Raw genomic sequence first — 24,489 nt, 5'->3', positions numbered from 1 at the left:
GCACGGTTGTCGCGGCGCGAGCGGCCGCCACCGGCGCGGAGCCGCGGTGCGGGCGGCCACATGGGCAGTCGCCAAACGCCAGCACGTTCCCACGGGGTCCGGCTGGCGGGCGGTTAACGACGGCGACCTAAGCCGCCATTGATGGGCAAGAGCCCCTACTTGAGCATGCTCCCGGCGTCAACAGTGACCGGAAGACCTGTGATGTAACGCGATTCGTCGGAAGCCAGAAACAGCACCGCGTTGCTGATGTCTACCGCCTCGACCCAACCGACCGGCAGCACGTGCATGAACTGCGCGGCGACCTTGAGGTCTTCCGGGCCGGGGTTCTTCAGGTCGGGCCGGAACAGCCTCATCGTCCCCTCGTTCATGAACATGGGCGTGTTCACGTTGGTGGGGTGCACCGAATTCACCCGGATGAAGTGCTCGCCGAGCTCGACGGCGAAGGTGCGCATCAAACCGACCACGCCGTGCTTGGCGGCGATGTAGTGACCGGTGTGCGGGTAGGCCTTGAGCCCGCCGACCGAACTGGTCAGGATGATCGAGCCGCCTTGGCCCTGGGAAATGAGATGCGGCACACCGGCTTTGACCGTCTTCCAGACACCGGACAGGTTGACGTCGATCATGTCGCGCCAGTCGTCTTCGCTGGTTTTGTCCAGCGTCTGCCCGCCGTTGCCGATTCCGGCGTTCGCGCAGATGATGTCGAGCCGACCGAGCTGCTCGACGCCACTGTCCACCGCGGCTTTCAGCGCGTCGTAATCGCGGACGTCGACCTCGGCGGTCACGATGCGCCGGTTGAGGCCCTTGATGAGGTCGGCCGTCTCGGCCAGGTCATCGGGCGTCGACGGCGGGATCTCGCTGCTGCTGCTGATCGGCGTGCAGATGTCGACCGCGATGATGTCGGCACCCTCCTGCGCCAGGCGCACCGCGTGGCTGCGGCCCTGGCCGCGAGCCGCCCCGGTGATGAACGCGACCTTGCCCTCAACTCTTCCACCCATGACTGCACCTCACCTAGTCGTGGCCGACATTTATTTGTCGATCGATCAGGAAGGTTGGCACCCTTCGGCGGCAGTGTCAACAGACGGGTGCCGAGGCGTCCGGTCTGAGCCCGGATCGCCGGAGCGATGCTGCTGCCCTCGCGGCAGCGCAGGTCAGTGCCAGCGACCGAGCGTGGACGCGGCCGCGGGCGCCGCCAGCAGGCTCAGCTGGCGTTCGGCGAATGCGCGCAACTCGTCGTGCCCCTGGGTGACACCGACGGCGCTCTCGTTGCACAGGCTGCGCGCCACCTGCGCGATCAGCATCGAGATCGCGACCGGGGGATACTTCTCGAGATCGACGCCGTTGGCCCGCAGCACCATGGTCACGGCCGCCGTCTCGATGTCACGAACCCGTTCGGCATAGGCCTTGAGCTCGGCGCCAATTGCCTTGCGGTGGTTGGCCAATGCCATGAACTCGGCGTTGAGGGCGGTCAGCGCCGTATCGCTGTTCATCACCCACAGCGCGCGCAGGGGGTCGTCCTCGACAAGTAGGGCGCGCATGCGCGTCAGTGCGGTCTCGGCACCGGCGCGCAGCACCTCGACGAACAGGTCGTCCATCGTCGGGAAGTAGTAATAGACCAGCGCCTGCTTGACGCCGGCCTCGGCGGCGACCCGCCGGGAAGTGGCTGCGGCATAGCCTTCCTCGCGCATGAGGCGGGCGGTGGCCTCGATCAGCTTGCCGCGCGCCCCGGCATCGGCGGTGCGCGTGTTTCGCCCAGTCGCCGCGCGGTGGGCCGCGCCGGCTTTGCTTGACCGGTCCGCGCGATCCGTGGTAGGCATACCGCATCCTAGCAATTTGGTCGATCGATCAGTTTGTGGAGTCGCCAATAGGGACGGAGGGGTCGGTGACGACAGCACGCATACGTGTGCGGGTGGAGGCGCACCTGTGTGAGGCGCATGCCCTTTGCGTGGAGATCGCCCCCGAGGTTTTCGACCTGGGGGATGACGTCGCGACCTGCGATGAGGAACCGGCTGAAGCGTTGCGCCACAGCGTGGAAGCCGCCGCGGCCGCGTGCCCGCGCCAGGCCATCAGCGTCGTCGCCGTCGACGCATCAGCGTGATGCACTGCGCTTGTCGGTGCCAGGAAAGGGAATTGGACTCATGACCGATCTCGCCAACGTCGACTACTTCACCGACGCCGACGTCGCGCAAGAACCCTACGACTACTGGGATTACCTGCGCAGCCAGGGACCGGTGTTCCGCGAGCCGCATCACGGGGTGGTGGCCGTCACCGGCTACCAGGAAGTCCAGGCGGCCTTCAAAGACGTCGATTCGTTTTCCGCCGTCAACGCGATCGGCGGCCCGTTCCCGCCGCTGCCGTTCACCCCGGAAGGCGACGACATCAGCGAGCAGATCGAGGCGCATCGCCACGAATTCCCGATCTTCGAGCACATGGTCGTCATGGATCCGCCCGAGCACGAAAAGGCGCGTTCGCTTCTCGGGCGGTTGCTGACCCCGCGCCGGCTGCAGGAAAACAAGGACTACATCTGGCAATTGGCCGACCGCCAGTTCGACGAGTTCATCGCCAACGGGCATTGCGAGTTCCTCAGCGAATATGCGAAGCCGTTCGCGACACTGGCGATCGCCGACCTGCTCGGGGTCCCCGACGAGGACCGCCCGGAGATCCGCCGCAATCTCGGGGCCGGCAACGCGCCGGGCGCCCGGGTGGGAGCGCTGGACCACGAACCGGTGGGCAGCAACCCGTTGCAGTACCTCGACGATCTGTTCAGCGCATACATCGCCGACCGTCGACAGCAACCCCGCGACGACGTGTTGACCGGCCTGGCGACCGCCACGTATCCCGATGGCTCAATCCCACCCTTGTTGGAGGTCGTCCGGCCGGCGACCTTCTTGTTCGCGGCCGGGCAGGAGACCGTGACCAAGCTGCTCAGCTCGGCGGTGCAGATCCTCGGCGATGACCCCGAGCTGCAACAGCGGTTGCGTTCAGATCGAAGCTTGATCGGCACGTTCGTCGAAGAGGCGCTGCGCATCCAGAGCCCGACCAAGGTCGACTTCCGCCTGGCGCGCAAAACCACCACCCTGGGCGGGGTGCACATCCCCGCCGGCACGGTCCTCATGCTGAGCCTGGGGGCCGCCAACCGTGACCCGCGAAAGTTTGAAAATCCCAACGAGTTCCGGGCTGACCGAAAGAACGTTCGCGAGCACATCGCGTTTGGTCGCGGCATTCACACATGCGCGGGCGCGCCGTTGGCGCGTGTGGAAGGTCAGATCACCATCAACCGCCTCCTGGACCGCACGCGCGACATCACGATCAGCGAGGCCAAGCACGGTGCGCCGCGCGGCCGCCAGTACCACTACGAGCCGACGTTCTTACTGCGCGGCCTGACGGAGTTGCACATCGACTTCACTCCGGCGGACTGAACGAGCATCAATCCTCTGCCACAAGGCCTTTCACCTGCTGGTAGTAGATGATATTGCCGCCGCCGGCCCAATTCCCTTCGGGAATCTCGTGGATCAACGTCCAGACATGAAAGGCCATCGGGCCTTGCGGGTCAATCCGCGCCGCGGCGCACACGGCGGCGTGCACGTCGGCGGCCAGCTGTTCCTTGCGGTCCTGCGACAGGGCGCCTTCGAACACCGTGAGATCGACCCTGAACCGGGGCGCTCCCGGTCCTCGTCCGCCCACCGAGAGCGCTTCGGGGTCTAGCGCGTGTAGATACACCCAGGTGTTGTCACGCAAAAACGATGTGTCCGGGGCGCGTTCGGCCCGCAGCAACACCGCGACCAACTCGTCGGCCAGCCGGCTCAGAGCCGCTTCGTCCACCGAGCCGCGCACGAATGTCAGATCAATCATCGGCATGGCGGCACACTCCTCACGGCCTTCTCCAGCCCAGTAGCTCAGCGTCGAGGCTAGCCGCTGCGCGCGGAAAGCGTGGACAGGAACTGCCCGAGATGTCCGAGTGCGGTGGTGTATTCGTGCTCGGGCGGTGTTCCGTACCCGATGATGATTCCGCCGGTGCGGTGGGCCGCGCCGTGCCAAAAGGGAGACAACCCGGTCACAGCGATGCCGCGTTCGCGGGCGGCGGTCAAGACCTCGGCCTCCGAAATACCCTCGGGGAGCGCGATAACGGCGTGAAGGCCGGCTGAGATGCCCAACAGCGGCATTCGCGGGGCGCAGCGGTCGAGGGTGGCGACGAGGGCATCGCGGCGCTTGCGGTAGCGGCGCCGCATCCGCCGGATGTGGCGGTCGAGCGCCCCGGATTCGATCAACTCCGCGAACGTCAGCTGCGCGAGCACGTCTGTTCCCCGGTCCGCGCGGCGCTTGGCTTCGACGACCGCGTCGACCAACACGGTGGGCAACGCGAGCCAGCCAAGGCGCAGGCCGGGCGCCAGGCTTTTGCTGGCGCTGCCCGCGTAGACCACGCGCTCGGGTGCCAGGCCCTGCAGCGCGCCGACGGGGTGACGGTCGTAGCGGAATTCCCCGTCGTAGTCGTCCTCGATCAGATATGCGCCTCGGGCCGCGGCGATATGGGCGAACTCGGTGCGTCGATCGGCGTCGAGTGTCGCCCCGAGCGGAGCCTGGTGTGCCGGGGTGAGCACCGCTGCGGCGACGCGTTTGTTGAATCCGTCGGGCCGCGCGCCCCCGTGGTCGACGTCGAGGGGCTCGACGGTGAGTCCGCTCGCGGCTGCCGTCGCGCGATGGTCGGGCAGGCAGGGATTTTCGAGCGCGATCGATCGGGCTCCCCCGGCGGCCAGCGCCTCGCACACCAGACGCAGCCCCTGCGTGTACCCGCTGCAGACGACGATGTGCTCGCCGATGGTGAGCACCCCGCGTACTCGACCCAGGTAACCGGCCAGCGCCGCGCGCAGGCGCGGTGACCCGCGCGGATCCGCCGGCCCGAGTTCGGCGTGGGGGGTGACCTCGAGGACTCGGCGCAGCGCGCGCAACCATTCGGTGCGAGGGAACATGCTGAGGTCCGGGCGTCCGAGGCGAAAATCGGCGGCGTAGCGCTGGGGAACCGGCGCGGGATTGACGCGTGCGTGAAGGTGTGGCCCGCCCGCCACCCGGGTTGAAGCACCTCGACGGGCGCGGAGGTATCCCTCGGCTGTCAGTTGCGCATAGACCTCGACGACCGTTCCGCGCGCAAGGCCGAGCTGTGTGGCGAGGACACGCGAGGAGGGCAGCACTTCGCCTGGGGCGACGCGTCCGCCCCGGATGGCTTGCCGCAGAGCATCTTCGAGCGCTGCACGCCGCCCCCGCGCCGGGGGAAGGTCAAGGTGCAGGTCGACTCCGGTACCGGAACTGGTCCACGAATTCGGCATTGAATTGGACCTTACCGATGGGCCGGTCTGCTGGATAGCGTCGAACACCGGGTAGTTCGTGCAAAGGGGAGTCAATGGTTGACGTGGGTGCTCGGCGTCTTGATCGCGCGGCGAGTTGGACCGCCGAAGTCAATGCGTTCCAACGCGCAGCGGAAACGCTGCGGCCATCGCGCCGCCGCCTCGTGGAAGACACGTATGCCCGGCACTTCGTCAGGCACACCGCGCTGCGCGCCATGCTGAGCCACCGTAACGCCGCCGACGCGGCGCTTCGGGTCTTCGATCACTTGTGGGGAGGGTTGCACGCTCACATCGTCCTTCGGGTGCGCTACGTCGACGATGCGTGTGAGGTCGCGATCAGCGCGGGAATCCGCCAGCTCGTGCTGCTGGGCGCGGGCTTCGATACCACCAGTCTGCGGCGCGCGGACACCCCGGTGACGATCTTCGAGGTCGACGCGCCGGCCACCCAGGCGGAGAAGCGGCCGGTCGTCGAACGGCTGCTGCGGCCTCAGCACGGCTGCCGGATCCACTGGGTTGCCTGCGATTTGGAACAGAATGCGCTCGGCGAAACGCTGCTCGACGCCGGCTTCGACCCCGCCGCGGCGGCCCTCGTAGTGTGGCTTGGAGTCACCCCCTACCTGACGCGCAACGCCATCGACGCGACGCTCGCCGACCTTGCCGGGCTCTGCGCGCCGGGGAGTCGACTCGTGTTGGACCACATCGCTGCGGGCGTCGTCACCGCCGACACCCCATGGAAGAGCGCGGACCGGATCACCCGGATGGTGGCCGGGCGCGGCGAGCCGTACCGCAGCGACTTCTCCGAGGCCGATTTGACCGCCACATTGGCAGAGCACGGGTTTGAACTGCGCGACCACGCGACTGTGCCAGCGCTCTTGCGGCGCTACGACCCGTCGCGCGCAAGCGGGCTGGCGGCCGACGACTGGCTCGCCGTCGCGACCGCAGAACGCGGATGAGGCGCGACCCGGCCACGCCCTGACGGCCCAGACAACCTGCAAGGGCCTTACCACCTGCTGGCAGCAGATGACGTTTCCGTCGCCGGCACTGCCGGTGGTTACCCGAGCACGGGAAGCAAGAGCCGCGACGACGAGCGCACCGTGTTCAGGCTGGAGGTGCCGACGCCGGCATGCCGGAAGTTCATGATCGCCGGTGTCGACGGGTCCTGGTCGTCGCTGGTGAGCGTCAGGCGAATGCGATGGCCGGCCCGCAACCGGCGGGCGTTGGGAACCAACGGGATTCGGTACTCGACATCCTCGCCCAGCGGCACGGCTTGCGGGTTACGGCAGGGTAGCAGCGGCGCACCGGGCCGACTGGCCGCTTCGTCGACCTCGCGCAAGCTGGCGCGCAACCAGCCCGACGTCACGTCGGTCACTTCCCCGTCAGGCGCCACGTCGTGCAGCGTGGCCATCCACGCGGTATCGATCGCCGTCGCCGAGGCAACCAGCCGCAGCTCGACATCGCCGACCACATCGACATCCTGGCTCAGCGGCGCGCTGGTCCATACCAACATCGACGGCGGATCGATCTCGCTGGCTTTGATGCGGCCCAGGCCTGATCCCAACACCATGAATTCGCGACCACCTGGCTCCCCTTCGTCGGCATCCAAAACGCCATCGGTGCGCAGGGCCAGCTCGCGATGCGGGGCTTGCGAGGGCGGCCAGGAGTCGGCAGTTCGCCACTCGTCGGCGCCCGGCAGGAAGTAGCGGATCGGCGGCCCCTCGGTGATCCCGGTGTCGCGCCCCTTCAGCCAATGGTCGTACCAGGCCAGCGCCTCGGTGTGCATGCTTTCCCATGGCCATGTCAGCCCGAACTCGCCGAGCATGCCCATCCGCACACACCCGTTGCCCGACAGCCCTCTCCAGGTTGCGAACGTCGAAGGCAGGTGTAACGGCACGTTCTGCCAATCACACCCCAGGTAGACCGGGATGTCGATTTCCTTGAGCAGTGGCAGCAGGTTTCGCTCATCCCACCACTCGTCGCGGGTCGGGTGCTTGACCACCGCCTCCTGCCATAGTTCGTCCCACGGACGGGGATTGTGCGGCAGCCTGAGCAGTTGGCGCAGCATGGTGACCGCGGCCTCGCCGTTCATGGTTTCGAATTTCTTGTGCACCCTCGGGCTGTTGAGCACGCGCCGCGCCAATCCGATTGGCTTGCTGCGCCACAGCTTGTCGCTGCGGTCGGCAGTCAAGCCCATCATGGCGAGAAACGGTGTGATGAAAGACGAACTCAACAGCCCGTGGTGGTTGGCGCCCTCGTACAGGTCGCTGGTCACGGCCAGGGGAAAGATCGCTTTGAGGTGAGGCGGCCGCTCGACGGCTGCCTCGAGTTGGGTCATCGCGAAGTAGCTGATGCCGATCATTCCGACGTTCCCGTCGCACCACGGCTGAGCCGCGATCCACTCCACTAAGTCGTGCACATCCCGGCGCTCCTGCGCGTCGAAGAAGTTGAAGGAGCCCCCCGAGCCGGAGGTGCCGCGGAGGTTGGCGATGACATGCACGTAGCCGCGTGGCACCCAGAAGTCGGTCCTGCCGGCCTCGATGAACCCCGCGGGCGCGCCGAGATCCTGCATCTGCCGCGGATATGGCGAGGCCGCCAGCAGCGCCGGGAAGCGGCCGTCGGCATCGGGCCGGTGAATGTCGGCCAAAAGTGTTGTGCCGTCGTGCATTGCGATCGCGGTGTTGATGTCGGTGCGCGACGCGTACTGCGGCTCGCTGAGATTCCGGTATTCGCGGCCCGTGGTCTGCGGACCGTTGAGCGGTGTCATAGTTTCACGCTACGTTGAGATTAGTCTCAACGCAAGATGAAACTTCGGGTATGGTGAGACGGTGCCGACGCGATCGATCGTCCCGGGTCCGCGCGACGCGCGCGGTGTGCTGGCGGCGCGCATCCTGGCCGCCGCTCGCGACGAATTCGCTGAACACGGCTGGGCCGGAACGGCAATTCGGGCCGTCGCCCGGACCGCGGACGTCGACCCGGCGCTCATCTACCACTACTTCGGCTCGAAGGAGGGCCTGCTTGATGCCGCCACCACGCCGCCGCAGAAATGGCTCGACTCGGTGGCCGCGACGTGGGCGACGCCCAAGGCCGACCTCGGCCGGCAATTGATCCGCACCGTGCTGGACACCTGGACCGACGACGAGGTCGGTCCGATCCTGCGCGCGGTGGTGCTGACCGCCGCCCATGAAGACAAGACCCGGGAGAAGCTGCGGCTGATCGTGGAGCGAGGTCTGATCGGCGGGTCCACCCTGGGGGCCGACGAGGACGAACGACTGCGGCGCAGCGGGCTGATCGCCACCCAGTTGATCGGCTTCGCGTTGTTGCGCTACGTCTGGAAGATGGAGCCGATCGCGTCCATGTCCGAGGACCAGGTGGTGGCGGCGATGGCGCCGAACCTGCAGCGCTATGTCGAGGGCGACATCTCGTAGGAGATAACGCAACTCGGGGTGGCCACTGCGACAATGGCCGAATGCGTCTTTTGCGCCCGGTCCGTGCGCTCGCGATCGTCGCGGTTCTGGTCGCGGTCTCCGGCGTTGGGACCGCCTTGGCCGGCCCCGACGTGCCGCCGGTCAGCGACGCCGCGCGATCGGCGGGCTTCGTCGACATCCGCACCGTCGTTCCCGACGCGGTGATCGATCTGCGCTACGCGACGACGAACAACTTCACCCACACGCAGTTGTATCCTTCGGATGCCAGATGCCTTGTGCACCAATCGATGACCTCCGGACTCGCCGCAGCGGCCGGGTCGCTGCGCCCGCAGGGTCACCTCCTGGTCTTCTGGGACTGCTATCGCCCGCACGACGTCCAGGTCAAGATGTTCAGCCTGGTCCCCAACCCCGCCTGGGTGGCGCGCCCGGGCCAGTATGCGCGCAGCCATGAGTCGGGACGCTCGGTCGATGTGACCTTCACAACGACGCAACAGCCGTGCCCATCGGGACAACACGCGGGCGGGCTTTGCCTGGCCGACATGGGCACCGACTTCGACGACTTCACGCCTCGGGCAACGGCTTTCAACACCCAGGGCATCAGCGCCGACGCCCGGGCGAATCGGGCCGCGCTGCGCAACGCGATGAACTACGGCGGGTTGAAGGTCTATTCGGGCGAATGGTGGCATTTCGACGGTCCGGGGGCGGGCGTCGGCCAGCCGATACTCAACGTTCCCGTAGATTAGCTGTCTCAGATAGTGAGCTAGCTATTCCATGATGTGGTCCAGCGCCGGTAGGCTTGCACCATGAATGACGGGGCCAGTTATACGCACGGCCACCACGAGTCGGTGTTGCGCAGTCACCGCCGCCGCACCGCCGAGGACTCGGCGGCCTACCTGCTCCAGTACCTCAAGCCGGGCCTGTCGGTGCTGGATGTCGGCTGCGGGCCCGGCACCATCACCGCCGACCTCGCCGCGCGCGTCGCCCCCGGATCCGTCACCGCCGTCGACCAAGTCGCGGACGTCCTTGGCGTGGCCCGCGCCGAAGCCCAGCAGCGCGGGCTGTCCAACGTCTCGTTCGGCACCGCCGACGTGCACAACCTCGACTTTCCCGACGGCGCATTCGATGTCGTCCACGCCCACCAGGTGCTACAGCACGTCGCCGACCCGGTGCGGGCACTGCGCGAAATGCGGCGACTGTGCGCGCCGGGCGGCATCGTGGCGATCCGCGACGCCGACTACGCGGGGTTCATCTGGTACCCGCAACTGCCGGCCCTCGACCTGTGGCGAGAGCTCTACCAACGGGTCGCCCGCGCCAATCGCGGCGAGCCGGACGCGGGCCGGCGCCTGCTGTCCTGGGCGCAGCAGGCGGGATTCGGCGACATCACGCCCACCGGCAGCCTGTGGTGCTACGCCACACCCGAGGCGCGCGAATGGTGGGGCGGCATGTGGGCCGACCGAATCCTTCATTCGACCGTGGCCCGCGATTTGGTGAGCCTCGACTTGGCCACCCCGGCGCAGCTCGAGGAGATCTCCGCCGCGTGGCGAGAGTGGGCCGCCGCCGAAGACGGCTGGATCGCCATTCCGCACGGCGAAATACTCTGCCGCGCCTAATAATTCAGTCCAGGAAGAGGTCCGGAATCGGCTGCTCGCCGCCCCCGTACCGAGACAGGTCCGCCACCCCGGCCGATTGCAGCACTTCCGCGTCGATGTGGCACTCGCCAGTGGCTTCCCGGGCGGGTCGCGAGACGAGCGCGACGGCGGCGTCGCCCATGATCTCGGGGCTGCGCGACGACGCGGCCAACCGGTCACCATCGGCCATGTTGGTGACTGCCGCGGTGGCGATGTAGGTCTCCGGCCAAAGGCAGTTCACGCCGATCCCGTCGTCCGCGAACTCGGCCGCCCAACCCAGCGACAGCAGCGTCATCCCGTACTTGGACAGCGTGTAGGCCGGGTGGGCCCCCAGCCAGCGGGGGTTCATGTTGATCGGCGGCGAGATCGTCAGCACGTGCGGATTGGCCGATTTCTGCAGATGGGGCACGCACGCCTTGGTCAGCAGGAACGTGCCGCGCAGGTTGATCTCCTGCATCAGGTCGTATTTCTTGGCCGACAGCACGGCGGTCGGATCTACTGCGATGGCGCTGGCGTTGTTGACGCAGACGTCGATGCCGCCGAACCGCTGCACGGCCGCTTCGACCAGGCGCTGCACGTCCTCTTCGCGGCGCACGTCGCCCACGACGGCCAGCGCCTTCCCGCCTGCAGCCTCGACGTCGGCGGCCGCGGTATGCACCGTGCCGGGCAGGCGCGGATGGGGGGTGTCAGTCTTGGCCAGAAGCACCACGTTGGCGCCGTGGCGGGCCGCGGCGATTCCAATCGCGAGGCCGATGCCGCGGCTCCCGCCGGAGATCACCACGGTGCGATCGGCGAGCAGATTGTTAGCCATTCGTCTCCTTTGACCTGGTCAACCACGTGGTATTGGCATTCTCTTTTTTTGCAAGTACGTTATTCACCGATGGATAATACGGCCCACACTCCCTCCGGCATCCCGCTGCAGCCCGTATACGGGCCGGCGGACAGAGGCGCGGAGCCTCCCCAGCCCGGGGAGTTCCCCTTCACTCGGGGCAACTTCGCGTCCGGCTACCGCGGCAAGCTGTGGACCTTCCGCCAATATTCGGGGTTCGGGACCGCCGAGGAATCCAATCGTCGCTACCGCTACCTGCTGGATCAGGGCGGGACCGGGTTATCGGTGGCGCTGGACCTGCCGACGCAGTGCGGATACGACTCCGACGATCCCGAGTTCGGCGAAGAGGTCGGCCGCGTCGGCGTCGCGGTGGACACCCTGGCCGACTTCGAGATCCTGTTCGACGGCATCCCCCTGGACAAGCTCAGCACCAGCATGACCATCAACGGCACGGCGGCGATCCTGCTGGCGTTCTACGTCGCCGCCGCCGAGAAAAAGGGCATCCCGCGCGCCAAGCTCACCGGGACCATCCAAAACGACATCCTCAAGGAGTACGCCTCGCGCGGAACCTGGATCTGGCCGCCGGAGCCGTCGCTGCGACTGATCGCGGACACCATCGAGTTCTGCGCGGCCGAAGTGCCCAGGTTCAACGCCATTTCGGTGGCCGGCGCGCATTTCCGCGACGCCGGGGCCAACGCGGTGCAGGAGATGGCGTTCACCCTCGCCGACGGCGTCACCTACTGCGACACGGTGGTGGAACGCGGCCGCATGACGATCGACCAGTTCGCGCCGCAGATCTCGTTCTTCTTCTATACCCACGGGGACTTCTTCGAAGAGATCGCCAAATACCGTGCGGGACGCCGGCGTTGGGCGACGATCGTGCGGGAGCGCTACGGGGCGACGAAAGACAAGGCGGCAATGTTCCGCTTCGGGTGCGTCTGCGGCGGGGCGTCGCTGTATGCCCCGCAGGCCCACAACAACATCGTCCGGGTGGCGTACGAGGCCATGGCCGCCGTATTGGGCGGTGTCCAGTCGATGTTCACCGCCGCCTGGGACGAGCCGTTCGCCCTGCCCACCGAGGAGACTACGACCCTGGCGCTGCGCACCCAGCAGATCCTCGCGCACGAAACCGGGGTGGCCAGCGTCGCAGACCCGCTGGGCGGCTCGTACTTCGTGGAGGCTCTGACCGACGCGACCGAGGAGCGCATCATCGAGATCATGTCCGACCTCGAGCGCCACGGCGGAATGGTCCATGCCATCGAGGACGGTTACCTGCAGGGCCTGATCGCCGACGAGGCATTCAAGATCCATCAGGACATCGAATCCGGCGATCGCCCGGTTGTCGGGGTCAACCGGTTCGTGACCGAGCAACCCGAACACGACGTCGTCACCTACGAGCTCGACGCCGAAGGGCGTGACCTTCAGCTCAAGCGGCTCTCCAAGGTAAAGTCCGAAAGAGATTCGGCCGCAGTGAAATCCAGCCTGGCCGCACTGTCGCGTGCCGCCGAAGGAGACGACAACCTGATGCACAAGTTGATCGACTGCGCCAACGCCTACTGCACGGTCGGCGAGATGGTCTCCGCGCTCAAAGCGGTGTGGGGCGAGTTCCAGCAACCGGTGGTGTTCTAAGTGGCCGTTCGCGTTCTGGTTGCCAAACCCGGGTTGGACGGGCACGACCGTGGCGCCAAGATCGTCGCCCGCACCCTGCGCGACGCCGGGTTCGAGGTCATCTACACGGGCATCCGCCAGCGCATCGAAGACATCGCTTCGATCGCCGTGCAGGAAGACGTCGCCGTGGTCGGCCTGAGCATCCTCTCCGGCGCCCACCTGGCGCTGACCGCGCGCACCGTCGAGGCGCTGCGCGCGGCCGATGCCGCCGACATCTCCGTCGTCGTCGGGGGAACCATCCCGCACGCCGACGTCCCCAAACTGCTTTCCGCCGGGGCCGCAGCGGTATTCCCCACCGGGACACCGCTGGACAACCTGGTGCGCGAAATCCGCGCGCTGACCGGTACCCCCGAACCCGCTTCAGAAGAAAAAGAGGAACAGTGCGCGTCGGAGTAATGATCGGTGCCGAGCGTGGCGACATGGCCCGCAAGGTGCACAAGCTGGCCTCCGATATCGAATGGGCCGAATCCGCGGGTCTGGACACCGCGTGGATGCCTCAGGTGCCCAACGACTTCGACTGCCTGACCATGGTGTCCCTGATGGCCGCGCACAGCTCGCGCATCGAGCTGGGTACCGCGGTGGTGCCGCTGCAGGCCCAGCACCCGATCGCGCTTGCCCGCCAAGCGCTTTCGACGCACGCTGTGGCCGGGGGTCGGCTCGCCCTGGGTGTCGGGCCGTCGCATCACTGGATCGTCCGGGACATGCTGGGCCTGCCGTATGAGAAGCCGGCCGCCTACACCCGCGACTATCTGCAGGTGCTCAACACCGCCATTGCCGGGCCGGGACCCGTTGACGTCGAGAACGATTCGTTTACCGTGCACAACCCGCTGGCGATCGGCGCCGACACCCCGATGCCGGTGCTGGTCGCCGCGTTGGGGCCGGTGATGCTGCAGATCGCCGGTGAACTCGCCGACGGCACCGTGTTGTGGATGGCCGACGAGCGCGCGATCGGTGATCACATCGCGCCGAAGATCACCAAAGCCGCCGCCGATGCCGGGCGCCCCGCCCCGCGGATCGTCGCGGGCATCCCGGTATGCCTATGTGCGCCTTCGCAAGTTGAGGAGGCCAAGGAGAGGGCCAACCGGATCCTGGGGGAGGCCGAGGTGTCGCCCAACTACCAGCGCCTGCTCGACCGCGGCGACGCCCGCGATGTCGGCGACCTGTGCGCGGCGGGCGACTCGGAACAGATCCTGGCCAGGATGCGCCGCTTCGCCGACGCCGGCGTGACCGATCTGTCGGTGCGGCTGCTGCCTATCGGCGACAACCGCGACGAACTGGTCGCCTCGAAACGTCGCACCCGTGAGATGATCGCCTCGATCGCCGCGGAATTACGTTGACCGGCGGCAACACCGGGCCGCTGGCGGGGATCCGCATCCTCGAGGTCGGCACCATGCTGGCCGGCCCGTACGCCACCATGCTGCTCGCCGACCTCGGCGCCGAGGTCACCAAGATCGAACCCGCCGGCGGCGAGATCTCCCGCGGCGTCGGCGCCACGTACTTCGCCAGCCTCAACCGGAACAAGTCCAGCATCTGCCTGGACCTGAATTCTGATGCGGGGCAAGGGCGCTTGGGCGAGCTTGTCGGCGAATCACACGCGCTGCTGGTGAACCTGAAGCCCTCGGCCATCCGGCGGCTGGGGCTCACCTACGAGCAGCTGCGACGGCACAACGAGCGGATCGTCTGCGTGGCGATCACCGGCTTCGGCCTGTACGGCGGCGACGATCCCGCCTTCGACTACGTGGTGCAGGCCGGTGTCGGCACCGCCGCGCTGACCGGTGACCCGGACGGTCCGCCGACGCTGCCCGGATACTCCTCGGCCGACAACTCCACCGGAATGTCGGCGGCGCTGGGCCTTTTGGCCAAGATCATCTCCGGCACCGGAGGGCAGGTGGATGTGTCGCTGCGCGACGTCATGCTGTCGCAGCTGAACTACCACGCCTCCGCCTACCTCAACAGCGGCGTGGAGCCCCAGCGGCGCCCGCACGGTGCACACTCCTATTACGTTCCGGCTCAGCTGTTTCCAACGGCCGAAGGATATTTGGCGCTGTTCATCACCCACGACGGGTTCTGGAAGTCGTTCGCCGCAGAGGCGGGCATCGGGGGTTTCGAGACGATGGCCGAGCGGGTCGCCCGCCGCGACGAAGTGCTCGCTGTCGTCACGGCGATGCTGGCGACCGATAGTGCGGCCGGGTGGGAACGGCGACTGCGCCCGCTCGGGGTGCCGGCCGCTGCCGTCAGGACCCTGCCCGAGGCCCTCGAGGCCACCCCGGAAGTGGTTGTAACGGCGGGTGATTTCCGTCTGGTGGGCAGTCCCATCCATGTCTCGGGGTATGACCCGCAGTACCGTCCTCCGCCGGAAATGCCGAGCATCGAGTAGTTGCGCCACAATCGCCCATTTTCGCCCGACGAGTCGACGCTCGAAGCCATGGCGCCGGCCACGACGCAACTGCGTGCGGCCGACCATAGACTCGACCACATCTCGCTGGTGAAGGGGGAATTTTCATGGGGCGCATCGGGGTCATGAGACATCGCCTGCGGAAGGCCGGGGTGCCGGCGTGAATGCGGCGCGAACGATCGAGGATGTCATCGACTCGTACGCCGGCCGATCGCGCGCGGTGCTGCAGTACGGCGCCACCACGAAGCGCCTCGTCGACCAAGCGAAGAAACCGGGCTTCTCGGCGGACAGCTGGGGACCGCTGGCCGAGCTGGTCGCCGTCGGCGAATTCGAGCGAGTCGGTGCGTTCAAAGAGGTGATGAAGTGGCCGGACTACGTCGAATTCCTCACCAATTGGGCGACATCGTCGGAGTGGGAGTGTTCCTTTAAGCGCATCACCGAATCCGGCGGCCGCGTGTTCCTCGAACTTGAGGAACGGAGCGAGGTAGGTGAATTCCGTAGCGTGGTCAATTCGCTGACCGTCTATGAGTTCACCGATGATGACCGGATCCGCCACATAGACGTTTACCTCCAGATGACTCCGCCGCCGGCCGAGATGCTTAAAAGCTTTGAGGGAGTGGAGCTGCCGCACGGCTAGCCCGTCCGCCGAACGTCGGGTAGTGGCGCGGATATCGCCGATCTCGCGCAACAAGTCCACGTTCGATGCCAAGGAGATATGGTGCAACGATGGATCTGCAGCGGGTCGCTGACGAACTCGAAATCGCCGCGCTACTCAACAGATACGCTCGAGCGGTCGATGCCAAGGATTGGGACTTGTACCGCTCGGTCTTCACCGACGACGCGCATATCGACTACTCGTCGGCGGGCGCGGCGGCGGGCCCTCGCGACGAGGTGGCCGCGTGGCTGGAGCAGGGCTTCGGGGCGATCCCGATGTCGATGCACTACATCACCAACGTCGAAATCCTCGCGCTCGACGGTGATCTCGCGACGGTGCGCGCCATGTTCTACAACCCCATGCAATTGCCGGGCATGACGGAGATGAGTTACTGCGGCGGCTATTACCACCACGAGCTGACGCGCACGGCCGGCGGTTGGCGCAGCCGCAGCCTGCGCGAGGAGAACGTGTGGTTCGTCAACCCGCCGACGGGCTGACTAAGCCGCCGAACGTCGAATAGTGGCGCGGAAATCGCCGATTTCGCGCATCAAGTCGACGTTCGACGTCACGACGTGGCCAGCTGCTTTTCCTGATACCGCCGCGCCCACTCGGCACGCGACCGGATGGACACGTCCACGTCGGTTGCCTTGGCGCGCAACGCTTTGACGGTCGCCTGCTCACGGGGCGTGCGGGCGAACGGGTCCCAGCCGAAGAACCGGCAGGCGTTGGCCCAGGTGATCTTGTTGATGTCGGAGTCGTCGGCGCCGGCGGCGTTCAGTTCGGCCAGCACCTGCTCGGGCGCGTCGGGCCAGAAGCAGTCCGAGTGCGGGTAGTCGCACTCCCAGGCGATGATGTCGATGCCGATCTCGTGGCGCAGCTTCAGCGATGTCTTGTCGGTGACGTAGCAGGCCAGCGAATGCTCGCGGAAGACGTCGGAGGGAAGTTTGTCGCCGAAGTCGCGGCGCAGCCATTTCTGGTTGGTGTAGTGGCGGTCGCTGCGGTCCAGGTAGAAGGGGATCCAGCCGATACCGCCTTCGGAGAACGCGAATTTCAGGTCGGGGTAGTTGCGCATGCCCGGGCCCCACAGCAGGTCCTGGGCGCACATCGCCGAGACCTGGGTGGCCAGGATGATCATGTTGTCGATCGGTGCGTTGGGGGCCATGCTGATGGCCCCGAACCCGGTGCCGATGTGCAGACACATCACCACGTTCTCCTCGGACAGCGTGCGAAACACCGGTCCCCAGTAGTCCTCGTCGTGGTAGCTCGGAAGTCCTTCCAGGTGCGGCAGTTCCGGCATGGTGACCGCGCGGCAGCCCTTCGCGGCGACCCGGCGGATCTCGGCGCACATGGCCTCGGGGTTCCAGGTCGGCAGGACGGCGATCGGGATGAACCGATCCGGGTAGGAGCCGGCCCACTCGTCGATGTGCCAGTCGTTGTAGGCCGACACCATCACCAGCGTCACGTCTTCGCGGTGCATGTTGAGGTGGCGGGCGGAGAATCCGGTGAAGGTGGGGAAACACATCGACGCAAGGATGCCGTTGCGGTTCATGTCCCGGACGCGTTCGTGGACGTCGTAGACGCCGGGACGCATCTCGGCGAAGCCGGCGGGGTCGCGGCCCCACTCCTCGGCCGGCCACGAGACCACGGCGTTCAGTCCGCTCACGCCCTGCGGCCGGCCCTGGTACATCCACTGGTCGACGCCCTTGTCGTCGGTCATGACGATCGGTGCCTCGTCCTTGTACTTGGCGGGCACGTGGCGCAGGAACATGTCCGGCGGTTCGACCACGTGGTCGTCGATGCTCACCAGGATCAGGTCATCGGCCTTCATCAATGGCTCCTCTTCCGTGCGCGACGCGAACGCGGTCAGCCGCGGCACTCGGTGGTGGTTTCGAGCAGTCGTGGAATCGGTGGCGGGTCGAGTTGCAGGGCGTCGGACATGTGCAGCTGCCCGGCGTTGGCGACCATGCCGTCCAGAATCGCTTGCAGATCGTCGCCTTCGATCTCGTAGATGGCGACATAGGGGCCGTCGCCGTCGACGGGGCGCAGTCGACGTGCCGAGACGAATCCGTCGAGCGCCACCAGCTCGCCCAGGTGCACCTCGTCGTACCACGTGTTGTACTCCTGCTCCCGCTCGGGCGAGCTGGGCCGGCTTTCCACGAGGATGATGCCCTTGGCCATCGCGATCTCTCCTGGCTGCTACTCGTAGCGCACCGTGATCGAGTCTGTATCCGGAACGCCCTGGCACGTCAGAATGTAGCCCTCTTCGACCTCGTCGGGTTCGAGAGCGTCGTTGACCCGCATGGTGGCGTGGCCCTCTTCAAGCTTGGCCATGCACGTCCCGCAGTTGCCGGCCTCGCAACTGAACGGTGGCTCCAGCCCGGCGCGCCGCGCGGTCTCCAAGAGCGTCTCGCCCGGCACCCTGGGCACCGAGACCTTTTTGCGGTCGAGATGAATCGTCACGGTTCCGGCGCCGGAGCCGTTTGTGGCCGGATCTGTCACCCGTGGGGTCTCCTCGATGATCCGGGTGACCGTCACGTGGACCGCCCCCTTCCGTACTTGCATTCTTCAGTATAGAGAATACTATTCTCACGAAGCGATAGCATCTTCTCAAGACTTGTATGGATGTCGGGTCAGCCCGGTCTGTCAGGGAAGGACGGGACGTGACCGAGCCGGCGGCGCTCGCGTTCGAGGAACGACGATTCAGCCTGCCCGAACTCGACGCATTGGCCGACGGATGGGCCGCGACCCTGGCGAAAGACGGCGTCACTGTAGGTCAGCGGGTCGCGGTCATGGCTTCCAACCGGCCCGAGTTCCTCGCCGTCGTGCTCGCGATCTGGCGGCTGGCCGCCACTGCGGTGCTCATCAGCCCCGCGTGGAAACGCGACGAGGTCGACTACGCGCTCGCTTTGACGGGACCCGCGCACGCCGTCGGCGACCACCCCGTGCTGGCCGGCCTGATGCCGATGCTGCAGCTGGACGAGCCGGTCCCGCCCGCCGAGCCGACCGGCGGGACCCCGCCTCCTGAGTCCGACGCGGCGCTGGTGTTCAGCTCCGGCACCACCGGCTTACCCAAGGCGGTCCGCCACACCCACGCCTCGCTGGACGAGGCTGTGCGGCACTGGCGCCGGGCGCTGCAGTTGACGCACCGCGACCGGATCCAAGTTGCCACGCCGCCGTCACACATCCTCGGGCTGCTGAACCTGCTGACCGCGCTGAAGGCCGGTGCCTGCGTGCGGCTACACCCCCGGTTCGACATCGAGCGGGTGCTGCACCACATCGAAAACGACCGCATCACAGTGGAAATGGCGGTCGCGCCGATCGCGCTGGCCATCGCCTCGCACCCGGGCCTGGAATCCTATGACTTGTCGTCGCTGCGCTACATCATGTGGGGGGCTACACCGGTCAACGCCCACGTCGCGGAGACGGTGACCCGACGCACCGGCGTGCGCTGGCTGCCCGCCTACGGGACCACGGAATTGCCTGTCATCGCGTGCAATCCGATCGACGACGCGCGGCTCGACACCGTCGGGCGGGCGGTGCCCGGTGTGGATCTGCGCGTCGTCTCGCTAGAGACCGGCCAGCCTGTCGGCCCCGGCGAGGTCGGTGAGATTCAGGCCCGGTCGGCGTCGCTCATGGCGGGTTACCTGCCGACCGAAGCGACCGGCGAGGCGATTCGGGATGGCTGGTATCGGACCGGAGACGTCGGGTGGCTGGACACCGGCGGTTGGCTGCGGATCACCGACCGTCTCAAGGAGATGATCAAAGTCCGTGGCTTCCAAGTCGCGCCCGCCGAGATCGAGACGGTGTTGCACGGTCATCCCGCGGTCAAAGACTGTGCGGTGTTCGGGATTCCCGACGGAATCAACGGCGAGGCGATCATCGCGGCGGTCGCAATCTCCGCGCCCGTCGAGGCGTCCCAGCTGACCGCCCTGGTGGACGAGAAGCTGGCGTCCTATAAACATCTGAGCCAGGTGGTGTTTGTGCCTGAAATTCCCCGCCTGCCCTCTGGCAAGGTGCTGCGCCGAGTGCTGAAGGAGCGTTATGGATGTACGTCTGACAACTGAACAACAGCAATTACGCGACGCCGCCGCCAAGCTGGCCGACGACCTGGGACCGGCAACGGTGCAGGATCTCGACGACCAGACTCGAATCACGCGCCTGGACAAGCAGATCGGGTCCACCGGCTGGCGATCGCTGCGCTCCGACGGCGCCTCGGGCGTCGAGGTGGCGATCGTGGCCGAGGAATTCGGACGCCGCCTGGTCGACACGCCGTTTCTCGGTCCGGTGCTGGCCGACGATCTGGCCCGCCACATCGGCGAGGACGCGTCGGGGGCGACCGTCGCCGTCGGCGATCGGGTGATCGACGCCCGGGGGGCGCGGCGCGCCCTGTCGCTCTCCGGTGGCGTGGTCCGCGCCGTCGACGTGCAGGCCTTGCCGGATGGTGTCGATCTGACGCGGGCCGACGCCACGATGGTGGGATCGCCGGTGACGGTGGGCGAGGTGTCCTCCGAGGTTGCCGAGCAGTGGCGGGCGCTGGCGCTGGTCGCGACGACGGCGGACCTGGTCGGCGTCGCCCGCGGCGCGCACGCCGTCGCCTGCGACTACGCCAAGATCCGCGAGCAGTATGGCAAGCAGATCGGGTCGTATCAGGCCATCGCGCATCTGCTGGCGGAAAGCCTTGCGCTGATTGAAGGTTCGGTGAGCGTGTTGCGTCACGCCGCGTGGGGGGTCGACGAACTGGCCCCCGCCGAAGCCATTCGGGCCGCTCAAATCGCCAAGGTCTACTGCGCGCGCGCCACCCGGACCGTCTGTGAGACGGCCATTCAGGTGCACGGCGGCATCGGCAACACCTGGGAATGTGTGGCGCACGTCTACCTGCGCCGCGCCCTGACCTCGACCGAGCTGTGGCCGGTCGCGTGGAAGGAGATCGATCTTGGACTTTCGTGACTCACCCGACGAGGCCGCCTTCCGGGAGCGCCTGCGCACCTGGCTTTCGGCGCACGCCAAGGAGTTTTCCGGCACGGGAGACGAGTATTGGGCGCGCATGGCCGACTGGCATCGCGCCCTGTACGACAACGGATTTTTCGGCCTGTCCTGGCCCCGCGACTGGGGCGGGCAGGACTTGGCTCCGGTCTACGACGTCATCGTCGACGAGGAACTGGTGCGCGCCGGCGCGCCGCCGCGCCCGAGCGTCGGTTATCTGGTGTACGGCATCGGCGAGCACGCCAGCGACGAGGTGCGCAAGCGCTTCCTGCCCGGCATCATCAACGGCAGCGAACGCTGGTGCCAGGGCTTCAGCGAGCCCGGTGCCGGCTCGGACCTGGCGTCGCTGACCACCACCGCCCGCCTTGAGGGCGACAAGTATGTGGTCAACGGGCACAAGATCTGGACCAGTTATTCCGACGTAGCCGACTGGTGCCTGCTGCTCGCGCGCACCGACCCCGAGGCCAAGCGTCACCGCGGTCTGTCGGCGTTCGTGCTGGAGATGAAACAGCCTGGGGTGCAACAGCGCCCGCTGCAGATGATCAACGGGGTGACCAACGAATTCGGTCAGGTGTTCTTCGACGATGCCACGGTCCCGGCGGACCGGATGGTCGGCGCTCCCGGCGACGGCTGGGCGGTGGCCATGACGGTCGTCGGGCACGAACGTGAGCCCTCGACGCTCGGATATGCGGCGCGCTACGGCAAGCTGGTTCGAGAGCTGTTGTCGCGCAACGACGGCGAAGTGCCCGAAGAGCTGGCCTGGGCCGCGGTGCAGTCGGACATGCTGACCCATCACGTGCGGCGGCGGTTGTCCGAACAGCTCGACGGGGTGTCGCACGGTTCGGAAGGATCGCTGGACAAGCTGCTGATGACCTGGGTTGAACAATCCGTCGGGCACGCGGCCCTGGCTGTCGCGGGGACGCGCGATCCCGATCTGCTCAGCGCCTACCTGTACAGCCGGGCGCAAAGCGTCATGGGCGGCACATCACAAATACAGAAGAACATCATCGCCTCACGAATCTTGGGATTGTAGGAGTGATCGCGAAGGCGGGCGATGCCCGGGTGAAGCGGGTCACGACCATAGAAGGAGTGATCGCGAAGGCGGGCGATGCCCGGGTGAAGCGGGTCACGACCATAGAAGGAGTCTGACGTGTACGACATGCCTACCGAAATCGACGTCCAGGCCGATGGCGCGCTGCGCATCATCACGCTCAACCGGCCGGATTCGCTCAACTCGGTCAACGACAACCTGCACGTCGGGCTCGCGCGGCTGTGGCAGCGGTTGACCGACGACCCCACCGCCCGCGCCGCGGTGATCACCGGCGCCGGTAGGGCGTTCTCGGCCGGCGGCGATTTCACGTATCTGGAAGAGCTGGCGAATGACGCCGAGCTGCGCGCCAAAACCATCCGGGACGGGCGCGAGATCGTGCTGGGCATGGCGCGGTGCCGAATTCCGGTGGTGGCGGCCGTCAATGGCCCCGCCGTCGGGCTGGGTTGCAGCCTGGTCGCACTCAGCGACATCGTCTACATCGCCGAGGACGCCTATCTGGCCGACCCGCATGTGCAGGTGGGGCTGGTGGCCGCCGACGGCGGCCCCCTGACCTGGCCGCTGCACATCAGTTTGTTGCTCGCCAAGGAGTTCGCGCTGACCGGCACCCGCATCAAGGCGCCGCGCGCGGTCGAGCTCGGACTGGCCAACCATGTGGTGGCCGACCCGTTCTCGGAGGCGATCGCCTGTGCGAAAAAGATTTTGGAACTGCCCCAGCAGGCGGTCGAGAGCACCAAGCGGGTGCTCAACATCCACCTGGAGCGCGCCGTGCTGGCCAGCCTCGACTACGCTCTGTCGGCCGAGAGCCAGTCGTTTGTCACCGAGGACTTCCGGGCCAACGTCGCAAAATTCAACGCGGCCAAGAAGAACTGAGGCTTTGGCCGCGCGGCGGCCTCAGGCGTCGTGGCGGTGCAGGAAGTCACGCATCACCGAGTCGAACTTGTCCGGCTCCTCGATGAACGGCATGTGGGCGCTGGACTCGAACAGCTCGAACCGGGAGCCCGCGATGCGCTGGTGCATGGCCCACATGTGTTCGGGCACGCATTCGTCATAGCGGCCCGCGAGCAGCATTGTCGGGAAGGAGATTTCGGGGAGCCGGCCGAACACGTCCCAGTCCCGGATCGTCCCGACGATGTGAAAGTCGCTGGGGCCGAACATCGTCTCGAAGACTTCGGCGCCCATGTTTGCGAACGCGTCCTCGAGTTCACGCGGCCAGGGCCGAACCCGGCACAGGTAGGTTTCGTTCCAGGTGCGGATCGCGGACTGGTATTCGGGTGCGTAGGTGGTGCCGGCGGCTTCATGCCGGTCGATGGCGGCCTGGGTCGCCGGATCCAGCTCGGACTTCAAGTGCGCCACCATCTTCGCGAACTCCGGGATGGATGCGATGCTGTTCGAGATGGTTAGGCTGGCGGCGCCCGGGGGGGCCGCGTCGAGCATGTACTGCTGGGCCAGCATCCCACCCCAGGAGTTGCCGAAAAGATGGAAACGGTCCAGCCCCAGTGCCCGCACCACGGCGTCGACCTCGGCCACCGAGCGATCCATCGTCCAAAGTTCGTGGTTTGGTGGGCATTTGGATTTTCCGCACCCCAGTTGATCCCAGAAGATGACTTCGCGCTGCGTGGCCAAGCGTCCCAGTGACCGCAGGTAGTTGTGCGGTAACCCCGGTCCGCCGTGAATGACGAGCAGTGGAAGGCCCGCGCCGCCACCGGTCCGCTCGAACCACACGTCGCCGCCTGGGACAGCGACCATTCCCTGAGTCATTCACCCACCATCGCAAATCGGCGGGTTTTCCGCAGTCCCGTTGGGCGCATCAACCGGGAGGCAGTGCCACCTGCCGGAGGCGCGGGGCCGGGCCCCTGGCAGGATCTTTTGCCGTGGCCGCCAGCAGCGGCGACCCACATGGGAGGGACGGCAATGACCAGCGTCGCAAACCCGATTCCGCCGCAAGACTTTTCGGGAATCGTCGGACACCGCTTCATCTACACCTACGCCAACGGATGGCAGTACGAAATGTACGTCAAGAACGCCACCACCATCGACTACCGCATCCACGCCGGACACGTCGGCGGGCGCTGGGTCAAAGGCCAGGAGGTCAATCTCGTCCAACTCGACGACGACAGTTTCAAAGTTTCCTGGTCCGAACCCACCGGCACGTGCGTGGCGGTCAACGTCCTGCCCGCCAAGCGTCGCATCCACGGCGTCATCTTCTTCCCCCAGTGGGTTCGCACCCACGGCGAGCGCACCGTCTGCTTCCAGAACGAACACCTGGATGAGATGCGGGCCTACCGTGACGACGGCCCGACCTACCCCATCTACGAAGTCCCCGAATTCGCCTACATCACCCTGTTCGAATACGTCGGCACCGACGACGAGACCGTCATCGACACCGCACCCGACCGCCTGCCCCCGGGATGGTCCAACCGGTCCAATTAGCGCACTTGTTGCAACCCGTACTCTCGTAATGAGAGAATTCGATTCTCGTTAATGTGTGGGTGCTCTACCGACCCGCGCTCACCGGCGAAGTG

27 protein-coding genes are annotated in these 24,489 nt (G+C 66.7%); 17 read left to right on the top strand and 10 right to left on the bottom strand.

What is annotated here, in order from left to right; genetic code table 11:
• Positions 1-155: 155 nt before the first annotated feature.
• A complete protein-coding gene (locus tag ACZ50Z_RS16930; protein ID WP_464484584.1) occupies positions 156-995 on the bottom strand; it encodes a mycofactocin-coupled SDR family oxidoreductase in 840 nt (279 codons plus the stop codon).
• Between the two features lie 153 nt (positions 996-1,148).
• The gene (locus tag ACZ50Z_RS16925) at positions 1,149-1,709 is read right to left on the bottom strand and encodes a TetR/AcrR family transcriptional regulator (protein WP_464486284.1); all 561 of its coding nucleotides are present in this window, start codon (positions 1,707-1,709) and stop codon (positions 1,149-1,151) included.
• A 185-nt stretch (positions 1,710-1,894) separates the two neighbouring features.
• Here ACZ50Z_RS16925 and ACZ50Z_RS16920 point away from each other — a divergent pair, with 185 nt between their 5' ends.
• Both ACZ50Z_RS16920 and ACZ50Z_RS16915 read left to right on the top strand, forming a co-directional pair.
• On the top strand, positions 1,895-2,095 hold the full coding sequence (locus ACZ50Z_RS16920) for a ferredoxin (protein WP_464486283.1): 201 nt from the start codon (positions 1,895-1,897) through the stop codon (positions 2,093-2,095).
• 40 nt (positions 2,096-2,135) lie between these two features.
• Positions 2,136-3,416, top strand: a complete 1,281-nt coding sequence (locus tag ACZ50Z_RS16915; protein WP_464484583.1) for a cytochrome P450 — start codon at positions 2,136-2,138, stop codon at positions 3,414-3,416.
• Between the two features lie 7 nt (positions 3,417-3,423).
• On the opposite strand, the gene ACZ50Z_RS16910 is transcribed toward ACZ50Z_RS16915, so the two are convergent.
• Positions 3,424-3,855, bottom strand: coding sequence for a tautomerase family protein (locus tag ACZ50Z_RS16910; RefSeq protein WP_464484582.1), 432 nt, complete (start codon positions 3,853-3,855; stop codon positions 3,424-3,426).
• Between the two features lie 50 nt (positions 3,856-3,905).
• Entirely contained in the window at positions 3,906-5,318 is a 1,413-nt protein-coding gene (pdxR, locus tag ACZ50Z_RS16905) for a MocR-like pyridoxine biosynthesis transcription factor PdxR (RefSeq protein WP_464484581.1), read from the bottom strand.
• Positions 5,319-5,401: 83 nt separating this feature from the next.
• Between pdxR and ACZ50Z_RS16900 the strand changes: the two genes are divergently transcribed.
• Entirely contained in the window at positions 5,402-6,289 is an 888-nt protein-coding gene (locus tag ACZ50Z_RS16900) for a class I SAM-dependent methyltransferase (RefSeq protein WP_464486282.1), read from the top strand.
• Positions 6,290-6,387: 98 nt separating this feature from the next.
• Here the strand turns inward: ACZ50Z_RS16900 and ACZ50Z_RS16895 are convergent, their stop codons facing one another.
• Entirely contained in the window at positions 6,388-8,097 is a 1,710-nt protein-coding gene (locus tag ACZ50Z_RS16895) for a CocE/NonD family hydrolase (RefSeq protein WP_464484580.1), read from the bottom strand.
• Positions 8,098-8,158: 61 nt separating this feature from the next.
• Here ACZ50Z_RS16895 and ACZ50Z_RS16890 point away from each other — a divergent pair, with 61 nt between their 5' ends.
• From ACZ50Z_RS16890 to ACZ50Z_RS16880, 3 genes are read left to right on the top strand one after another with little or no spacing between them, the layout of a single operon-like run.
• On the top strand, positions 8,159-8,758 hold the full coding sequence (locus tag ACZ50Z_RS16890) for a TetR/AcrR family transcriptional regulator (RefSeq protein WP_464484579.1): 600 nt from the start codon (positions 8,159-8,161) through the stop codon (positions 8,756-8,758).
• Positions 8,759-8,799: 41 nt separating this feature from the next.
• On the top strand, positions 8,800-9,501 hold the full coding sequence (locus tag ACZ50Z_RS16885) for a M15 family metallopeptidase (RefSeq protein ID WP_464484578.1): 702 nt from the start codon (positions 8,800-8,802) through the stop codon (positions 9,499-9,501).
• A 60-nt stretch (positions 9,502-9,561) separates the two neighbouring features.
• Positions 9,562-10,368, top strand: a complete 807-nt coding sequence (locus ACZ50Z_RS16880) for a class I SAM-dependent methyltransferase (protein ID WP_464484577.1) — start codon at positions 9,562-9,564, stop codon at positions 10,366-10,368.
• A 4-nt stretch (positions 10,369-10,372) separates the two neighbouring features.
• On the opposite strand, the gene ACZ50Z_RS16875 is transcribed toward ACZ50Z_RS16880, so the two are convergent.
• Positions 10,373-11,197, bottom strand: coding sequence for an SDR family oxidoreductase (locus ACZ50Z_RS16875; RefSeq protein WP_464484576.1), 825 nt, complete (start codon positions 11,195-11,197; stop codon positions 10,373-10,375).
• Positions 11,198-11,266: 69 nt separating this feature from the next.
• On the opposite strand from ACZ50Z_RS16875, the gene ACZ50Z_RS16870 reads away from it, so the two are divergent.
• The 6 genes from ACZ50Z_RS16870 to ACZ50Z_RS16845 all read left to right on the top strand — a co-directional run bounded on the left by ACZ50Z_RS16870 (position 11,267) and on the right by ACZ50Z_RS16845 (position 16,430).
• Positions 11,267-12,844, top strand: coding sequence for a methylmalonyl-CoA mutase family protein (locus ACZ50Z_RS16870; RefSeq protein WP_464484575.1), 1,578 nt, complete (start codon positions 11,267-11,269; stop codon positions 12,842-12,844).
• Complete coding sequence (locus ACZ50Z_RS16865) at positions 12,845-13,279, top strand: cobalamin B12-binding domain-containing protein (RefSeq protein WP_464484574.1); 435 nt, start codon at positions 12,845-12,847, stop codon at positions 13,277-13,279.
• On the top strand, positions 13,264-14,220 hold the full coding sequence (locus ACZ50Z_RS16860) for an LLM class F420-dependent oxidoreductase (RefSeq protein ID WP_464484573.1): 957 nt from the start codon (positions 13,264-13,266) through the stop codon (positions 14,218-14,220). Before ACZ50Z_RS16865 ends, ACZ50Z_RS16860 begins: the two co-directional genes overlap by 16 nt.
• The gene (locus ACZ50Z_RS16855) at positions 14,217-15,260 is read left to right on the top strand and encodes a CaiB/BaiF CoA transferase family protein (protein WP_464484572.1); all 1,044 of its coding nucleotides are present in this window, start codon (positions 14,217-14,219) and stop codon (positions 15,258-15,260) included. The genes ACZ50Z_RS16860 and ACZ50Z_RS16855 overlap by 4 nt, the downstream gene beginning before the upstream one ends.
• Positions 15,261-15,438: 178 nt before the next feature.
• Positions 15,439-15,915, top strand: a complete 477-nt coding sequence (locus tag ACZ50Z_RS16850) for a hypothetical protein (RefSeq protein WP_464484571.1) — start codon at positions 15,439-15,441, stop codon at positions 15,913-15,915.
• Positions 15,916-16,004: 89 nt separating this feature from the next.
• Complete coding sequence (locus tag ACZ50Z_RS16845) at positions 16,005-16,430, top strand: nuclear transport factor 2 family protein (protein ID WP_464484570.1); 426 nt, start codon at positions 16,005-16,007, stop codon at positions 16,428-16,430.
• A 68-nt stretch (positions 16,431-16,498) separates the two neighbouring features.
• Here ACZ50Z_RS16845 and ACZ50Z_RS16840 read toward each other — a convergent pair whose 3' ends face one another.
• Genes ACZ50Z_RS16840 through ACZ50Z_RS16830 form a run of 3 tightly spaced genes read right to left on the bottom strand, consistent with a single transcriptional unit; the run spans position 16,499 to position 18,468 of the window.
• Complete coding sequence (locus tag ACZ50Z_RS16840; protein WP_464484569.1) at positions 16,499-17,761, bottom strand: amidohydrolase family protein; 1,263 nt, start codon at positions 17,759-17,761, stop codon at positions 16,499-16,501.
• A 35-nt stretch (positions 17,762-17,796) separates the two neighbouring features.
• The gene (locus ACZ50Z_RS16835) at positions 17,797-18,111 is read right to left on the bottom strand and encodes a hypothetical protein (protein WP_464484568.1); all 315 of its coding nucleotides are present in this window, start codon (positions 18,109-18,111) and stop codon (positions 17,797-17,799) included.
• A gap of 18 nt (positions 18,112-18,129) precedes the next feature.
• On the bottom strand, positions 18,130-18,468 hold the full coding sequence (locus ACZ50Z_RS16830) for a 2Fe-2S iron-sulfur cluster-binding protein (protein ID WP_014379137.1): 339 nt from the start codon (positions 18,466-18,468) through the stop codon (positions 18,130-18,132).
• 125 nt (positions 18,469-18,593) lie between these two features.
• On the opposite strand from ACZ50Z_RS16830, the gene ACZ50Z_RS16825 reads away from it, so the two are divergent.
• The 4 genes from ACZ50Z_RS16825 to ACZ50Z_RS16810 all read left to right on the top strand — a co-directional run bounded on the left by ACZ50Z_RS16825 (position 18,594) and on the right by ACZ50Z_RS16810 (position 22,837).
• Positions 18,594-19,997 carry a class I adenylate-forming enzyme family protein gene (locus tag ACZ50Z_RS16825; protein WP_464484567.1) on the top strand — a complete coding sequence of 468 codons (1,404 nt, stop codon included), beginning with the start codon at positions 18,594-18,596 and terminating at the stop codon, positions 19,995-19,997.
• A complete protein-coding gene (locus ACZ50Z_RS16820; RefSeq protein WP_464484566.1) occupies positions 19,975-20,880 on the top strand; it encodes an acyl-CoA dehydrogenase family protein in 906 nt (301 codons plus the stop codon). The genes ACZ50Z_RS16825 and ACZ50Z_RS16820 overlap by 23 nt, the downstream gene beginning before the upstream one ends.
• Positions 20,867-21,949: an acyl-CoA dehydrogenase family protein gene (locus ACZ50Z_RS16815; protein ID WP_464484565.1), complete on the top strand. Its 1,083-nt coding sequence runs from the start codon at positions 20,867-20,869 to the stop codon at positions 21,947-21,949. Before ACZ50Z_RS16820 ends, ACZ50Z_RS16815 begins: the two co-directional genes overlap by 14 nt.
• A gap of 117 nt (positions 21,950-22,066) precedes the next feature.
• Positions 22,067-22,837 carry an enoyl-CoA hydratase/isomerase family protein gene (locus ACZ50Z_RS16810; RefSeq protein WP_067165564.1) on the top strand — a complete coding sequence of 257 codons (771 nt, stop codon included), beginning with the start codon at positions 22,067-22,069 and terminating at the stop codon, positions 22,835-22,837.
• 21 nt (positions 22,838-22,858) lie between these two features.
• Here the strand turns inward: ACZ50Z_RS16810 and ACZ50Z_RS16805 are convergent, their stop codons facing one another.
• Positions 22,859-23,713 (bottom strand): proline iminopeptidase-family hydrolase, encoded by an 855-nt coding sequence (locus tag ACZ50Z_RS16805; protein ID WP_464484564.1) that lies wholly within the window; start codon positions 23,711-23,713, stop codon positions 22,859-22,861.
• A gap of 165 nt (positions 23,714-23,878) precedes the next feature.
• Between ACZ50Z_RS16805 and ACZ50Z_RS16800 the strand changes: the two genes are divergently transcribed.
• Complete coding sequence (locus ACZ50Z_RS16800; RefSeq protein ID WP_464484563.1) at positions 23,879-24,397, top strand: phenolic acid decarboxylase; 519 nt, start codon at positions 23,879-23,881, stop codon at positions 24,395-24,397.
• Positions 24,398-24,489 lie beyond the last annotated feature (92 nt).

This window comes from Mycobacterium sp. NTMscope_MAC_269 (assembly GCF_976985695.1).
Note: the sequence above shows the minus strand (reverse complement) of the source record. Positions and strands in the feature narration are given on the sequence as shown.

Bases quoted from the DNA above. Each gene is read 5' to 3' on its own strand.
- ACZ50Z_RS16820 (WP_464484566.1), top strand. From the start codon at position 19,975: ATGGATGTACGTCTGACAACTGAACAACAGCAATTACGCGACGCCGCC.
- ACZ50Z_RS16870 (WP_464484575.1), top strand. From the start codon at position 11,267: ATGGATAATACGGCCCACACTCCCTCCGGCATCCCGCTGCAGCCCGTA.
- ACZ50Z_RS16895 (WP_464484580.1), bottom strand. From the start codon at position 8,097: ATGACACCGCTCAACGGTCCGCAGACCACGGGCCGCGAATACCGGAAT.
- ACZ50Z_RS16915 (WP_464484583.1), top strand. From the start codon at position 2,136: ATGACCGATCTCGCCAACGTCGACTACTTCACCGACGCCGACGTCGCG.
- ACZ50Z_RS16805 (WP_464484564.1), bottom strand. From the start codon at position 23,713: ATGGTCGCTGTCCCAGGCGGCGACGTGTGGTTCGAGCGGACCGGTGGC.
- ACZ50Z_RS16800 (WP_464484563.1), top strand. From the start codon at position 23,879: ATGACCAGCGTCGCAAACCCGATTCCGCCGCAAGACTTTTCGGGAATC.
- ACZ50Z_RS16835 (WP_464484568.1), bottom strand. From the start codon at position 18,111: ATGGCCAAGGGCATCATCCTCGTGGAAAGCCGGCCCAGCTCGCCCGAG.
- ACZ50Z_RS16930 (WP_464484584.1), bottom strand. From the start codon at position 995: ATGGGTGGAAGAGTTGAGGGCAAGGTCGCGTTCATCACCGGGGCGGCT.
- ACZ50Z_RS16875 (WP_464484576.1), bottom strand. From the start codon at position 11,197: ATGGCTAACAATCTGCTCGCCGATCGCACCGTGGTGATCTCCGGCGGG.
- pdxR (WP_464484581.1), bottom strand. From the start codon at position 5,318: ATGCCGAATTCGTGGACCAGTTCCGGTACCGGAGTCGACCTGCACCTT.
- ACZ50Z_RS16840 (WP_464484569.1), bottom strand. From the start codon at position 17,761: ATGAAGGCCGATGACCTGATCCTGGTGAGCATCGACGACCACGTGGTC.
- ACZ50Z_RS16910 (WP_464484582.1), bottom strand. From the start codon at position 3,855: ATGCCGATGATTGATCTGACATTCGTGCGCGGCTCGGTGGACGAAGCG.
- ACZ50Z_RS16845 (WP_464484570.1), top strand. From the start codon at position 16,005: ATGGATCTGCAGCGGGTCGCTGACGAACTCGAAATCGCCGCGCTACTC.
- ACZ50Z_RS16885 (WP_464484578.1), top strand. From the start codon at position 8,800: ATGCGTCTTTTGCGCCCGGTCCGTGCGCTCGCGATCGTCGCGGTTCTG.
- ACZ50Z_RS16880 (WP_464484577.1), top strand. From the start codon at position 9,562: ATGAATGACGGGGCCAGTTATACGCACGGCCACCACGAGTCGGTGTTG.